Source organism: Virgibacillus litoralis (assembly GCF_017873675.1).
GTDB lineage: Bacteria > Bacillota > Bacilli > Bacillales > Amphibacillaceae > Lentibacillus > Lentibacillus litoralis.
In genome coordinates this window covers 247,741-261,600 of the sequence record NZ_JAGGKK010000001.1, presented here as the reverse complement: position 1 = coordinate 261,600, position 13,860 = coordinate 247,741, and the positions used below count along the sequence as shown (strand labels likewise).

14 protein-coding genes are annotated in these 13,860 nt (G+C 36.8%); 10 read left to right on the top strand and 4 right to left on the bottom strand.

Translation table 11 applies throughout. The features are described 5' to 3' along the window. The first annotated feature begins 77 nt into the window (after nt 1–77). From J2Z82_RS01320 to J2Z82_RS01310, 3 genes are all read left to right on the top strand, one after another. Entirely contained in the window at nt 78–1,376 is a 1,299-nt protein-coding gene (locus J2Z82_RS01320; protein WP_209478988.1) for an MFS transporter, read from the top strand. Nucleotides 1,377–1,389: 13 nt separating this feature from the next. Continuing rightward, nucleotides 1,390–1,542: a hypothetical protein gene (locus J2Z82_RS01315; RefSeq protein ID WP_209478987.1), complete on the top strand. Its 153-nt coding sequence runs from the start codon at nt 1,390–1,392 to the stop codon at nt 1,540–1,542. 170 nt (nt 1,543–1,712) lie between these two features. Beyond that, entirely contained in the window at nt 1,713–2,543 is an 831-nt protein-coding gene (locus tag J2Z82_RS01310) for an MBL fold metallo-hydrolase (RefSeq protein WP_209478986.1), read from the top strand. 252 nt (nt 2,544–2,795) lie between these two features. On the opposite strand, the gene J2Z82_RS01305 is transcribed toward J2Z82_RS01310, so the two are convergent. Beyond that, a complete protein-coding gene (locus J2Z82_RS01305; RefSeq protein WP_209478985.1) occupies nt 2,796–3,710 on the bottom strand; it encodes a zinc dependent phospholipase C family protein in 915 nt (304 codons plus the stop codon). Between the two features lie 335 nt (nt 3,711–4,045). On the opposite strand from J2Z82_RS01305, the gene fumC reads away from it, so the two are divergent. Both fumC and J2Z82_RS01295 read left to right on the top strand, forming a co-directional pair. Next, complete coding sequence (fumC, locus tag J2Z82_RS01300; protein ID WP_209478984.1) at nt 4,046–5,431, top strand: class II fumarate hydratase; 1,386 nt, start codon at nt 4,046–4,048, stop codon at nt 5,429–5,431. Nucleotides 5,432–5,587: 156 nt separating this feature from the next. Beyond that, nucleotides 5,588–5,791, top strand: a complete 204-nt coding sequence (locus J2Z82_RS01295; protein ID WP_209478983.1) for an alpha/beta-type small acid-soluble spore protein — start codon at nt 5,588–5,590, stop codon at nt 5,789–5,791. Nucleotides 5,792–5,921: 130 nt separating this feature from the next. Here the strand turns inward: J2Z82_RS01295 and J2Z82_RS01290 are convergent, their stop codons facing one another. After that, on the bottom strand, nt 5,922–7,019 hold the full coding sequence (locus J2Z82_RS01290) for an ABC transporter ATP-binding protein (protein WP_209478982.1): 1,098 nt from the start codon (nt 7,017–7,019) through the stop codon (nt 5,922–5,924). 233 nt (nt 7,020–7,252) lie between these two features. Continuing rightward, nucleotides 7,253–8,125 (bottom strand): PucR family transcriptional regulator, encoded by an 873-nt coding sequence (locus tag J2Z82_RS01285; RefSeq protein ID WP_209478981.1) that lies wholly within the window; start codon nt 8,123–8,125, stop codon nt 7,253–7,255. Between the two features lie 157 nt (nt 8,126–8,282). Here J2Z82_RS01285 and J2Z82_RS01280 point away from each other — a divergent pair, with 157 nt between their 5' ends. After that, nucleotides 8,283–8,645, top strand: coding sequence for a YlbF/YmcA family competence regulator (locus J2Z82_RS01280; protein WP_209478980.1), 363 nt, complete (start codon nt 8,283–8,285; stop codon nt 8,643–8,645). Nucleotides 8,646–9,217: 572 nt separating this feature from the next. Beyond that, the gene (locus J2Z82_RS01275; RefSeq protein ID WP_209478979.1) at nt 9,218–9,988 is read left to right on the top strand and encodes an enoyl-CoA hydratase; all 771 of its coding nucleotides are present in this window, start codon (nt 9,218–9,220) and stop codon (nt 9,986–9,988) included. Nucleotides 9,989–10,103: 115 nt separating this feature from the next. On the opposite strand, the gene J2Z82_RS01270 is transcribed toward J2Z82_RS01275, so the two are convergent. Then, nucleotides 10,104–10,289, bottom strand: a complete 186-nt coding sequence (locus J2Z82_RS01270; protein WP_209478978.1) for a YhzD family protein — start codon at nt 10,287–10,289, stop codon at nt 10,104–10,106. 82 nt (nt 10,290–10,371) lie between these two features. On the opposite strand from J2Z82_RS01270, the gene J2Z82_RS01265 reads away from it, so the two are divergent. From J2Z82_RS01265 to J2Z82_RS01255, 3 genes are all read left to right on the top strand, one after another. Continuing rightward, entirely contained in the window at nt 10,372–11,271 is a 900-nt protein-coding gene (locus tag J2Z82_RS01265; protein ID WP_209478977.1) for an ABC transporter ATP-binding protein, read from the top strand. Beyond that, the gene (locus tag J2Z82_RS01260) at nt 11,264–12,511 is read left to right on the top strand and encodes an ABC transporter permease (RefSeq protein WP_209478976.1); all 1,248 of its coding nucleotides are present in this window, start codon (nt 11,264–11,266) and stop codon (nt 12,509–12,511) included. The genes J2Z82_RS01265 and J2Z82_RS01260 overlap by 8 nt, the downstream gene beginning before the upstream one ends. A gap of 68 nt (nt 12,512–12,579) precedes the next feature. Further along, the gene (locus J2Z82_RS01255; RefSeq protein ID WP_245250983.1) at nt 12,580–13,860 is read left to right on the top strand and encodes a metallophosphoesterase family protein; all 1,281 of its coding nucleotides are present in this window, start codon (nt 12,580–12,582) and stop codon (nt 13,858–13,860) included.

Here is a 13,860-nt window from a genome sequence, read left to right as displayed (position 1 = left end):
TTCCTCGTTATTTAATTATTTTTTTGTCCTATTATTTAAAATTATTTGATATGCTTAAGTCATAAGGGGGGATGTATATGAAGAAGAAGACTGTCTTTAGTTGGATGTTATATGATTTTGGTAATTCGGCATTTGCAACTACCATAATGGCAGCTGTTCTTCCTGTTTTCTACTATGATGTAGCGGCAGTTGGTGTAGACCAATCACTTGCTGATAGTTACTGGGGATATTCACAGTCAATTGCTGCATTAATTGTTGCTGTGATGGCACCCTTTTTGGGGGCAATCAGTGATTTTTCAGCAGCTAAAAAGAAATTTTTGCGTTTTTTTGCTTTTATGGGGATTGTTGCAAGTATTTTACTAGCCTTTGTTGGTGAAGGAGATTACATATTTGCTTCTCTTTTATTAATAATTGGAACAGTTGGTTTTTCGAGTGCCAATATTTTTTATGATGCTTTTTTACCTGAAATAGCTGATGAAGAAGATATAGATAAAATTTCTTCCTACGGGTTTGCATTCGGCTATATTGGAGGCGGTGTTTTATTAGCCATAAATATCTTAATGATTCTTAAGTACTCTTGGTTCGGTATGCCCAATGCAGCAGTTGCAAGCCAAGTATCATTCGTTACGGTAGGGGTATGGTGGTTTATATTCTCACTGCCGTTACTAAAAAATATTAAGGAAGAAAAGAAAGTAAAAACAAAGCGTGATCGGTCTTATGCAGCGATAGGATTTTCAAGAGTAACCAATACATTTAAGGAAATTAAGCAATACAAGCACTTATTAATCTTTTTACTAGCTTTCTGGATGTATAATGACGGAATATCCACCATTATAAAGATGGCAACTATCTATGGACGTGATATTGGAATAGATTCCAATTCATTAATTGTTGCTTTACTAATCACACAATTTGTTGGTATTCCATGTACTTTTTTCTTTGGATGGCTGGCTAGTAAAATTACTGCCAAAAAGGCACTGTATATAACGTTGTACGCTTATCTTGGTATCGTGATTTTAGGCTATTTTATGTCATCCGCACTACACTTTTATTTACTGGCATTCTGTGTTGGCTTAGTACAAGGTGGGGCACAATCACTCAGCAGATCTATCTACGGAAGGATGGTGCCGGCTAATAAACATGCAGAGTTCTTTGGTTTTTATGGAATTTCGGCAAAGTTTGCAGCCATCTTTGGGCCGTTTTTATTTGCGATAGTTGGGCAGTTAACAGGCTCAAGCAGACTTGGTATCATTTCGCTTGTCATTTTCTTTATCGTAGGGATTGTTTTATTGCGGTTTGTTAATATTGACCAAGGAGTACTGGAAGCTAAACGGCAAACAAATCAAGCTGAGAAAATTGATATAAAACCACAATAAGAGGTGAAAAACTATGCGCATCAATAATATACGCAAAGCATTATATGGAATTGCCAAAGTTTTAGGTGATGTGAATGCTGTTAAGAAAGGCAAAGTAGGTAAAAGGGTTGGGCGAAGAGTAGCAGGAAAAGGAACCGGAAAATTATTAGGTAAGTTGTTTAAGTAAAAGGTTCTTTTAGTAACGTAACGGGGTAATTAGAAATACAAAATGTACGTCTGGGGGTTTTATTACCTGGACGTCCTTCTTTTAATAGAAGTTTAATTATAGGTGAATGAATAGCCATTCATTCTGTGTTATAGTTTAACAAAGAGGAGGTTATGAGGAGGCTACACTTTATGTTATTAAAGAAAAATTTTAAACAACAGACGATAAATGCAGTTCAAATGGGAAACGGTACAGTAGCATTTCAAGGGATAAAATTAAATGTTCATTGCTTCGTTGTGGATGGTGTTTTAATTGATACGGGTGCAAAATCATTAGAAAAGGAATTTAAACCATTTTTTAAACAACAAGATATAGATCAAGTGGTAATCACGCATTATCATGAAGATCATACAGGCTGTGCAACGTTTTTACATAAGGAAATGCAGCTACCAGTTTATATGAATAGTATTATGCTTGATTCTTGTAAAGAGAACCCTAAATATCCAATGTATCGAAAATTATTTTGGGGCAAGCGCAGCCCTTTTCATGCTAGGGCTATTGGAAAAACTTTTTCATCTCGCAATGCAACATGGGACGTGATTGAAACACCTGGTCATGCTGTCGACCATTTAGCATTTTTAAATCGTGAAACCGGTCAACTTTTCACTGGGGATTTGTATTGCCAGGAGAGAACAAAGGTCGTTTTACGTGAGGAAAGCATTCCAAACACTATTGAGTCCTTAAAGAAAGTATTATCCTATGATTTTGAGGACGTGTTTTGCAGCCATGCCGGCTATTTAGAGGATGGACGTGCTGCTTTACAAAGAAAGCTGGATTATTTGTTCGACATCGAAAGAAAAGTTATCAAGTTCTACGAAGATGGGTTGTCACCAAGTCAGATTAGCAACACCCTTTTTCCAAAAAAATATCCGATCACCTTTTTTTCTTCGGGAGAATGGAACTCTTTGCACATTATAAATTCGATTATTCAAGAACATATAAAAAATCCCTTGTCAGTTTAAAAACATCAAATCATTATTCTTCAAAAACCGGGCAAGATTGTTCAGGTAGGGAATTTTTTCTGGAGGTTGGCTATTAATTATGTTTTATAATATAAAACAAACGTCCAGAGTTGTTCTGGGCGTTTGCTATTAGTCAAAATCAACCATATATTAATTACTTTCTAAGACCGCGCCGCTTTGCGCAGCATCACCGAACCACCCACGAAGCGCGGGCACAATCCATACACCACTAAATGATGCTTACATCAATATTTATACGATTGGTTCACTATATTTATTTTCCAGGTTTAGCTCAAGTGGTTTCCCGGTATCATATGATACATTACCAATTAATCCCCTCAGTTTTTCCCGAGCAGTATTATCCCTGGATTGCCAATAGGAAAGCACTTCTGTCATAATTTCAATACCCTCCATACGTCCTTGTTCATATAAATCAATAAAGCTTTTAGAAGAAGGATCATTTGTTGCTGGATGGTACCATGTTGTATGTTGCAAATTTAAATAATCCACGTTACTTTTAATTGGCTGATGGGAATAAGATGAAATCAATGGTTTTAATAGTACAATTTTCCATCCATGTGGGTCAGCTAACAATTTTAGTGCCAATTTCATATCCCGGTAAGCTTTTTGGATGTAAGAAGTGGAACTACGATTGACCTCCGGATAATGTCTTTTAATGGCTGTATGCAGTAAATTAGTTATATTCTCATTAAATGAATACCCGATATCGATTTCTTTATAAACTGGTGCCTTCCACGTTTTTAAATTATGATATTTTTCCATCATCAATGTATCAATGAGTACTTCAAGCTTTTGATGATTACTTCCATCATAGCCAGCACGATAATGAATATATGGATGTGCATTACGGTCAAGGATATGGTGTGTGACAAATCCAAATACATATGCTTGAACACGTCCGTCCATATCTTTTGCCTGTTCAATTAAATCCATTAAAAATGCACCGCAATTTTTCTTGTGCAAAATCATTCCAATGTCATGTACAGGCTCTTCTTTTATCCATGGCCAAAAATTATAATAGAAAAAGGGATCTGGCCCTTGAGCACCTAATTTCATATATGACTCATATTGTGAAAACGGATATGGATTTTTGATTGTATCCACAACATCTTCACAAAATAGCATATGTGTCCAAATATTTGGCATAGTGAAATCCTCCTTACATTAAGACGCATTTAGAAGACTTCTGCTTATTAATGTATAGTAATTGCCGATTCTATAGAGTCTTTCGCCATTAAAACTTGGCTTATCACCAAGCTTTAATGTAGATGAGCCTTAGTTGTGCTTCTGCAGTAAGAAAGGTTTTATCCTTTCTTATCTGCTAAAATAGTCTTTTATAGTATTATAAATGAAAAGCAACTGTATTTGTTAGTAAAATACGTACTATTTTGTGACTTCTACTTACTGTAAGCAACAATATTTCCTTTAATTTTGTTACAATGGTAAAAGATATGATTATGATATACAAGGAGGCAACAAACATGGAATACCGTGTAGAAAAAGATACGCTAGGAGAAATAAACGTACCTGCCGAAAAGTATTGGGGTGCTCAAACACAGCGAAGTAAACAAAACTTCCCAATTGGTGATGAAAAAATGCCTGCTGAAGTTATCAAAGCATTTGCTATTTTGAAGAAAAGTGCAGCGAAGGCAAATAGTGATTTAGGTTTGCTTGATAAGAAAAAAGCAGACGCAATTGGCTTTGCAGCCGATCAAGTTATTACAGGTAAGTTAGATGACCATTTCCCATTGGTTGTATGGCAAACAGGAAGCGGTACACAATCAAATATGAATGTGAATGAAGTAATTGCTTATGCGGGCAATAAATGGCTTGAGGATGAAGGCAGTGATTTAAAACTTCACCCAAATGATGATGTTAATAAATCACAAAGTTCGAATGATACATATCCGACAGCAATGCATATTGCCTTTGTTTTGAAGCTTGAGGATAAGGTCATTCCTGCGCTGCAAACTTTAAAGGACACATTTAAAATTAAAATGGATGCTTTTCAAGATATTGTAAAAATAGGTCGTACACATTTGCAGGATGCTACACCACTGACATTAGGTCAGGAAATAAGTGGCTGGCACCGCATGCTCGAAAAGTCGGAAGTTATGATTTCAGAAAGCGTTCATCATGTGAAGGAACTGGCTATTGGTGGTACTGCTGTTGGCACAGGTCTAAATGCACATCCGGATTTCTCTGAAGCTGTTTGTGAAGCAATTAATGAAGTTACCGGTAAGGACTTTATTTCCTCCCCTAATAAGTTCCATGCTCTAACAAGTCATGATGAAACAGTACATGTACATGGCGCGCTAAAAGGATTAGCAGCTGATTTAATGAAGATTGCAAATGATGTACGCTGGTTAGCAAGCGGACCGCGTTGTGGAATAGGTGAAATTACCATTCCGGCAAATGAGCCAGGTAGCTCGATTATGCCTGGAAAAGTTAATCCAACCCAAAGTGAGGCAGTTACGATGGTCGCAGCCCAAGTAATGGGGAATGATGCTACGATAGGATTTGCAGCAAGTCAAGGGAATTTTGAGCTAAATGTATTTAAGCCTGTAATCGCTTATAATTTTCTTCAATCCTGCGAAATTCTTTCAGATAGCATATTATCATTTGATGAACGCTGTGCTAAAGGTATCGAACCGAATCATGAACAAATTGAAAAATATTTAAATGATTCTTTAATGCTTGTTACCGCACTAAATCCACATATTGGCTATGAGAATGCAGCGAAAATTGCAAAAAAAGCTTTCGAGAATAATTCAACTTTAAAAGAAACTGCAGTAGAATCTGGGTTTCTAACTGAAGAAGAGTTTGAACAATATGTAAATCCAAAAGAGATGACATATCCAAAATAATAATATTAAAAGAGCTTATTACTATGTAATAAGCTCTTTTAATTGTGAGCGATAGAGCCGAACACACTTAATTGGGTAATTAAGCAACAATTACCAACTGTATTCCGTGATAAGTTTTATAAATTTGCTAAAACTATGCTTACAGGAGGTGATAACATGGCTAATAACAACTCAAACAACTTAGTAGTACCTGGCGTACAACAGGCACTTGATCAAATGAAGACCGAGATTGCACAAGAGTTCGGTGTTCAATTAGGCCCAGACTCTACTTCACGTTCAAATGGCTCTGTTGGTGGTGAAATTACTAAACGCTTAGTTCAATCAGCACAACAGCAGTTTAGTGGACAACAACCTAAATAACCTATGGCTTAAAGGGATGCCCCCTTTAAAGAACTGATAGTTAAGAGGGAAGTCATTATGACTTCCCTCTTAAATTTAGCCTCAGTTGGTATTATTTTCAATATCAATTTTAATATACATCTAAATAGATCTAACGAATTCGTTGTTCTGTTTCAGTATCAAAGAAATGTACTTTATTCATATCAAATGCTAAATCAACTTCTTCACCGCCGTTGATGTCCGATCGAGAGTCAACACGTGCAACAAAGTCCTGATCATTTACTTTTGAATATAGGTAAGACTCTGCACCCATTAATTCAGCTACTTCGATTGACGCTTTTATTTTTGTATCTGGGGTCGAATCGATGAATAGTGGCTCATCATGAATATCTTCAGGACGAATACCGAGTGTAACGTCTTTATCCAAATAACCTTGTTCACGTAAAACTTTCATTTTGCCTTCAGGGACTTTTACTTTTGTATCTTCCATTACGAAAAAGCCATCTTCCAATTTTCCGCTTAAGAAGTTCATGGAAGGAGATCCGATAAATCCTCCAACAAAGATATTTTCTGGTTTGTCATAGACATCCTTTGGTGCTCCAACTTGTTGGATATACCCGTCTTTCATAACAACCAGGCGTGTAGCCATCGTCATTGCTTCTGTTTGGTCGTGCGTTACATAAATAGTTGTTGTTTGAAGACGCTGATGCAGTTTTTGAATTTCTGCACGCATTTGGACACGTAATTTTGCATCAAGGTTTGATAAGGGTTCATCCATTAAAAATACTTTTGCATCCCGCACAATTGCACGTCCTAATGCAACACGCTGTCGCTGTCCACCAGACAATGCTTTTGGTTTACGATCTAGGTATGCTTCCAAACCTAAAATATTGGCAGCATTATTGACACGTTGTTCTATTTCATCTTTTTTAAACTTACGCAGTTTTAATCCGAAAGCCATATTGTCATATACATTCATATGCGGGTATAATGCGTAGTTTTGGAATACCATTGCTATATCACGGTCTTTTGGTGCTACATCGTTCATTTTCTTGTCATTAATATAAAGTTCCCCATCAGTAATCTCTTCTAGGCCAGCGATCATTCTTAGTGTTGTTGATTTTCCGCAACCAGAAGGTCCGACGAATACAATAAATTCTTTATCTTTAATTTCTAAGTCAAAGTCATCAACAGCGATAGCCTTTTTGTCATATGACTTCTTAATGTGTTCTAGACGTAATTCAGCCATTATTACTCCTCCAATTATGTAAACGTTTTTATAATATAATTGTAGCTAATACTTGGTCTACCCGTAAATGGAAAAAGTGCACAAAGAATTTGAATTCTTTTGTGCACTTTTTTAAGATACAACTGCAACACTGATGCATGTTCATTACCGCCGCATGGATAGAGCGCCGCACCAGTTGTCACGAATCAGATACCCTTAGTCTGTGGCGCAAGAGAGCTATATTTGAAAAGAGTTTATTTATTTATATATATTGCTAGTAGTACAGTCATTGCCTGGTGAAATTGCCTAATATCGATACCTGTTTTTTCGGTAAATTTATCAAGCCGGTATTGTAAACTATTTCGGTGCATGTACAATTCTTTTGCGGTAACTGACACATTTAAGTTACAAGCAATAAACGTTTCAACTGTTTTTAACAGGTCCTGGTCATGTATCGCTTCACCCAATACAGAATCAATTATATCAGTGCGGGTATCACTTTCTATTTGATCAATAAGTATAAATGGAACAGCATCAATGTATGTGGATACGCTCTTATCGGAATAAGAGAAAATTTTATTAGCCCCGTCAATTAATATCTGATGAGTTCTTTTAGCTTTGGATAATGTATAAAGATAAGGTCCAACTACGAATTTAATTTTTACGTACAAGTCACTCATTAGTACATCGATTATTTGCTCATACGATATGTCTTCATTTGGATTTGTTTCTACAATAATTCCTTCATGATCGTTTTCAAAAAGTATTGGAACTTGTCTTGCATAAAACTCATTTATTGCCTCTTTAAAAGATTCAGGTTCAATTTGGAATGGCTGATATGAAAAATAGATAAAACGATATGTTAATGAATTAGTGTTATCTGAGATTTCGGTACTTATAGATGTTTTCCATTGTTTTTCTTCTGCTGTCATTTCAGGAATGGAAAAATTATAAGGATGTAAGAACATATGCAAAAGAGTTGAATCTTTTTCAGTAAGCTCTTTTCTATCAATGCCGATAACCTGTCCACCGTCTGTCATATACCATTTATATTTATCTCTAGATTTATCGGATATTTCATTATATAATACTAATGTCGAAAAAATTTTGCGAAGTTGTTTTATCATTAAAATGCCTCTTTCTATAGGGCTTTCTTCCATTATAGCAGTATAAGCGGAATGGAAAAACCAATTTTGCATTTTTAGCTATATTTCGAAATGGTATACATGCACCTAAACGTTTGTTATAGTTATTTTAGTTAGAAAATGAAGGAGGATATATAACGTGCCTAATATTTATGATAGTGCGTATGACCTAGAAAAATCAATTCGTGAAAGTGATGAATTCAAAAGTTTAAAAGAAGCATATGATGCAGTAATGAGTGACGAATCTGCAAAGCAAATGTTTGATAATTTCAGAAATACTCAAATGGAATTACAAGAAAAACAAATGCAAGGTCAGGAAATCTCAGAAGAGGAAGTTGAACAAGCACGTAAAGTTGTAGAAACAGTTCAACAGCATGAGGACATTTCAAAATTGATGGAACAGGAACAGCGCTTAAATCTTGTGATCAACGAAGTGAGCCAGATTATTACGAAGCCATTAGAAGAACTTTATGGTACTTCTGAAGAGGAATCAAACGAATAATTAAGTAAAAGTCCGCATCCTAAATGTTGCGGACTTTTTTTATGGTTTAGGAAATTATAAAATTTAAGTGCTGTAGATAACTGGACTTCTGAATCAGCGACGTCTAGCTCCGACGTACAGGACGTACTAGTGCCGGTGACGCCACAGGACGTGGCGTTCTCACCGGCCAGCGCCTAGCGCCTAGTGGACTTCCCTCCCCGTGTCTACGATAAGAAATAAAGGATGTTCGACTAAAACCACCACATCCTGTGGCAACGTCGACCTACCCCACGTCCTGTGGGGCAGCTTACGCTCTTCGTGTATCCTTTATCTCAGGGAAAAGGAAGATCGACTAAGACCGCCGCTTTGCGCAGCAACGTCGACCCACCCGCAGCGCTGAGCGCAGTCCATACGGCGCTGAACAGGCGCTTGCGCTTTTGTTCTTTTAAGCCTTTTTAGGGAATTTTGTTGCTCTTTAACCCATACAGTTTTTATCTGGTGTACCAAAACTTCAATCTTTTATAGAGGATTTTGTCTATAGATGGCGAATTATATATTATGATAGAAATTTCTTAAAAAAAGGGGATACCGCGATGAGTACTGTTTTATTTGAAAGCAAGAATAATATAACTTATATTACTTTAAATCGGGCTGACCGCTACAATGCACTGGATAAAGATATGCTTATGGAATTACATGATGTGCTGGAGCAAGTTGAAAAAAATGATGATAAAATTGTTATTCTTAGTGGAAAAGGAAAAGCATTTTGTGCAGGCGGAGACATTGGAATGATGACGGAATTTAATGATAAGAACTATTATGACCACATAATGAAAATCATCGAAGCAATTGCCTTAAAGCTGTACATGATGCCCAAGATTGTTATATCGGCTGTTCAAGGGTCAGCTGTTGGCTTAGGGTTAAGTCTTGCGCTAACGGCAGATTATGTTGTTGCTCAAAATGAATCCAAACTTGGTATGCTATTTATAGGAATCGGGTTAGCTCCAGATGGGGGTGGACACTTCCTGTTGCGCGAACGTATCGGTACACATAAGGCAAAACAATTTATCTGGGGTAAGCAGCAATTAACAGGGGCCGATGCAAAGGCAATGGGTCTAGTAGATGTGCTTACGGATAAGCAAACGATCGATCACGCAACCGAGATGGCCAATCAGATGTTAACTGCACCAATTATGGCAATGCTGAAAACGAAAATGATGTATCATCAAAGAAATGAGAGAGAATTAACTTCCTATATGGAAGCTGAACGAAAGTCACAATGGGAACTTCGAAATACGGAAGACCACCAGGAGGGTGTAAGTGCATTTTTAGATAAGCGAAAGCCCTCATTTAAAGGACAATAACCTATTCTTATTATTACAATCGTTTCTGAATGTAAAAAGGTGGCATTAAAAATAATTATTTTTTTAATGCCACCTGTTTAAGCTAGGATTCGAATGTAGTTATGAACACATTGGTTCACCTGTGAAATAGGATTAACTTTGCATCAGGAGATACACAACGATGTGTATGTTCACTGTATCCTTCTTCATCTAATTTTGCTTGTCCAATTTTTTTGGCCTCATCATTACTGGTAGCCTCAAAGGACTCATCGAGCAACTTTTCCCCGGATTTGTCAAAGACTGTTAATACGTAAGTTCGCATTTTAGGTTCCTCCTAAAATTAAAAATTATGAAACTATTAGATAATGTAAACGTACCATAAAACGGGGAAGGAGAGAAGAAATTTGACATTAAAAATTAAAAATGTGACGAAACGATTTGGAAGTACTACTGCAGTGGATCATCTTTCCATTGAAATTCCTGAAAAAGAAATGTTCGGTTTTTTAGGGGGAAACGGTGCGGGTAAAACAACAACTTTTCGAATGATTCTTGGGTTATTGGATATTACGGAAGGCGATATTTCATGGAATGGCGAATCCATCGGCTATGATAAAAGTCATTTAATTGGTTATTTACCTGAAGAACGAGGGCTATATCCTAAGCTGAAGGTTCGTGACCAATTAATTTATCTTGGAAAACTTCGTGGTATGAGTAAAAGCGAGGTAGTTACAGAGCTTGAAGGCTGGCTTAGTCGATTTAAAGTACCAGAATATATAGATAAAAAAGTGGAAGAACTGTCAAAAGGTAATCAGCAAAAAATCCAGTTTATCTCTGCTGTTATCCATAAACCAAAGCTGCTTATTCTTGATGAGCCATTTTCTGGGTTGGACCCAATCAATGTTGAAATGTTAAAAGAAGCTGTTGTAAACCTTAAGGAACAAGGAACTTCCATAGTGTTTTCATCACATCAGATGGATCATGTTGAGGAACTTTGTGAACATTTATGTATCTTACATAAAGGAAAACCAGTTGTTCAAGGGTCACTAAGGGAAATTAAGAAGTCGTTTGGGAAAAAGAATTTAATTGTCCATGCAGATTTCCTAGTAGATTTTTTGAAGGATTATGCCGGTGTTATGCACTATAAACCTGTGACAGAAGGCTGTGAGCTTCAGATTGAAAGTGAGACAGTCGCACAAAAGCTGTTTGAAGCACTCCATGGGAAAGGATTCGTGCGAAAATTTGAACTTGAAGAGCCAACTTTAAGTGATATATTCATTGAGAAGGTAGGTGCTTCCTATGAATAAATTTTGGATTATTTTATCCCATACGTATATGACGAAATTTAAAACAAAATCATTTTTAATCAGTACCATTGTTTCGTTAGTATTTATCTTTGCCATCTCAAACATCCAGACGATCATGGAAACATTTTCTGGAGAGACAGATAAAATTGCTGTGATCGATGAAGCGGGAGAGTTATTTACACCTTTAGAAGAAAGTGTCGAAGGGGCAACAGATGAGATGGACCTGATTGCGTATGATGGGGCAGAGGAAGAAGGCAAAAACGCTGTACAGGATGAAGAATATGCCGCGTTGATTTCACTGTCGATAGACGCTGAAGGATTGCCAGAAGCAACATATTTTGCCAATAATATTGCTGAAGCAGGGGAACAGTCAGTTATTCAGCAGCAACTGCAGCAATTAAAGGTTGCAGCTGCGACACAACAAGCTGGTGTTGACCAGGAAACAATCACCGAAATATATTCACCAGTAACCTTCAATAAGGTTGCTTTAGATGATACTGCAAAAACCGCAGAAGAATTGAATCAGGCAAGGGGTATTGTTTATGTCATGCTTTTCCTGTTGTATATATCTGTAATCACCTATGGAACAATGATTGCCAATGATGTCGCTACTGAAAAGTCCTCACGGGTTATGGAAATTTTAATTTCAAGCGCATCACCAGTTACCCATATGTTTGCGAAGATTATCGGTATTGCTTTATTGGGTCTCACGCAGGTTGGAATCATTATCGGTGTAGGCTATTCCCTTATTATGTCCAAACAAAATGAGCTAACTGGAGGCGTTTTTGATTACTTTGGTATTCAGAATACATCTGCTTCCGTGTATGTATATGCAATTGTATTCTTCCTGCTTGGATACTTACTGTACGCAACATTAGCTGCCATGCTAGGTTCGCTTGTAAGCAGAACAGAGGATGTCCAGCAAATGATAATGCCAATGATATTCCTGGTTATGATTGCATTTTTTATTGCTATGTTTGGACTCGAAGCGCCGGATTCATCATTTGTGACGGTAACTTCCTATATTCCATTTTTCGCACCGATGCTTATGTTCCTGCGTGTTGGGATGCTTGAAATTCCATTTTGGGAAGTTGCATTATCAATTGGGATTCTAGTAGCAACTATTTTACTTTTTGCTGCAATTGGCGCACGAGTTTATAAAGGTGGAGTCTTAATGTATGGCCGTTCAAGCTCACTGAAAGATGTGAAAAAGGCAATAGCCTTATCCAAAAAAGAATAGTATAGAAAGGTCACTTTCACGTGGCCTTTTTTAATGGCATTATACGAACGTGCATTCGTACGTAATTTTTGGTAAAATGGAAATATAAATTCTATTTAAAAGAGGGTGGTCATATCACAGAACAAATTTCATTTATTCATGCGGCAGACTTGCACCTGGATAGCCCGTTCAAGGGGCTTGCACATATTCCCGAACATATATTTAAGAAAGTAAGAAATAGCACATTTAATGCCTTAGATCGATTAGTTCAAGCTGCAATTGATAATAAAGTTGATTTTGTGCTGATTGTTGGTGACTTATTTGATAATGAAAAACAGAGCCTAAAAGCACAGGTCCATTTACGAAGGGCATTTGAACAATTGCAGCACCATGACATCAATGTTTATTTATCCTATGGGAATCATGATTTTATTAATGGGAACATCCATCCTGTTACATATCCGGATAATGTATTTATTTTCCCAAATGAAAAAGTGTCTCATTTTACATTTGAAAAAAATAATGAAATCTGTGCGGCTATTTATGGATTCAGTTATGAAAATCGGTCCGTGTTATCAAAAAAGGCACAAGAATATCAACGACTTCCAGGAAAAATTCCATTTCACATTGGGATGCTTCATGGAAGTTTACACAGTAATACAGACCACGACTTATATGCTCCATTTTATTTATCGGATCTAACTGAAAAGAACTTTGATTACTGGGCGCTTGGCCATATTCATCAGCGAGAAGTATTAAAAGAGAACCCCTTTATTGTTTATCCCGGGAACATTCAAGGACGGAACCGCAAAGAGACTGGGGATAAGGGATGTTACCATGTTGTATTATCGGAAACAGATACAGCAATGACATTTATACCACTGCACTCACTTCAATATAATGCTTTAACTATTGATGTTTCTGATTGTGATGAGCTTCATCAGTTAGAAACGAAAATACAGAGTGAAATAAGTAAATACACAAAGGATTTAGGACCACAATTACTTCAGCTATTATTTAAAAGCAATCAGGATAATCTGCAAAATTGGGCCGATGAACAATTGATGGATGAAGTAATTGAGCTCGTTAATGAAACTATTCTCCACCAGGCAAATTGGAAATATATTTTTCGTTATCAGGTTGAACGTCTGTATTCTATAGACAATGAACTGGCACAGGGAGAGCACTTTGTAGGGGAACTAATTCGCCATTTTGACGAGGTATCCATCCAATCATATTTAAAGGAATTATACCAGCATAAACAGGCGAGGAAATACATGGAGCCGATTATTGGTGAAGATGAACTCCGTATTAAACACCAAGCAAAGCATATGCTGGTTCATGAACTTTTAAAGAATGGAGGTGATTAA